2 tRNA genes and 1 rRNA gene are annotated in these 661 nt (G+C 43.1%); all 3 read left to right on the forward strand.

The features are described 5' to 3' along the window. Nucleotides 1–99 (forward strand): 16S ribosomal RNA (locus CCE82_RS12370); the annotation flags it as partial. Nucleotides 100–190: 91 nt separating this feature from the next. Continuing rightward, a tRNA-Ile gene (locus tag CCE82_RS12375) sits at nt 191–264 on the forward strand. Nucleotides 265–289: 25 nt separating this feature from the next. Continuing rightward, nucleotides 290–365 (forward strand) — tRNA-Ala (locus tag CCE82_RS12380). Nucleotides 366–661 lie beyond the last annotated feature (296 nt).

Consider the following 661-nt stretch of genomic DNA (forward strand, 5'->3'; position numbering starts at 1 on the left):
GTAACCATTTGGAGCTAGCCGTCGAAGGTGGGACAAATGATTGGGGTGAAGTCGTAACAAGGTAGCCGTATCGGAAGGTGCGGCTGGATCACCTCCTTTCTAAGGATAATATACGGAATATCACCATCAGGTGATAAGCGGATTAACGTGACATATTGTATTCAGTTTTGAATGTTTGTATAAATGTTCGGGGCCTATAGCTCAGCTGGTTAGAGCGCACGCCTGATAAGCGTGAGGTCGGTGGTTCGAGTCCACTTAGGCCCACTATTTAAAAATAAAATAATATTTTGGGGGCTTAGCTCAGCTGGGAGAGCGCCTGCTTTGCACGCAGGAGGTCAGCGGTTCGATCCCGCTAGTCTCCACCATTTATATGAATTGTACATTGAAAACTAGATAAGTAAGTATAGATTTTACCAAGCAAAACCGAGTGACAAGCGTTTAAAAGCTTGAAACAAAAAATTATCGCTAGTCGTCAAATGACGACTCACATAATTAATAACTGGTGATTTTGGGAAATGTGGATTTCGGTAGATGAACTGAGTGAATACGAAGTGATGAAGCCGAATGCAAACGATTGCCAAAATATCATATAGATTAAGTTATTAAGGGCGCACGGTGGATGCCTTGGCACTAGAAGCCGATGAAGGACGTTACTAACGAC

It is taken from the genome of Staphylococcus cornubiensis (assembly GCF_900183575.1).
Lineage (GTDB): Bacteria > Bacillota > Bacilli > Staphylococcales > Staphylococcaceae > Staphylococcus > Staphylococcus cornubiensis.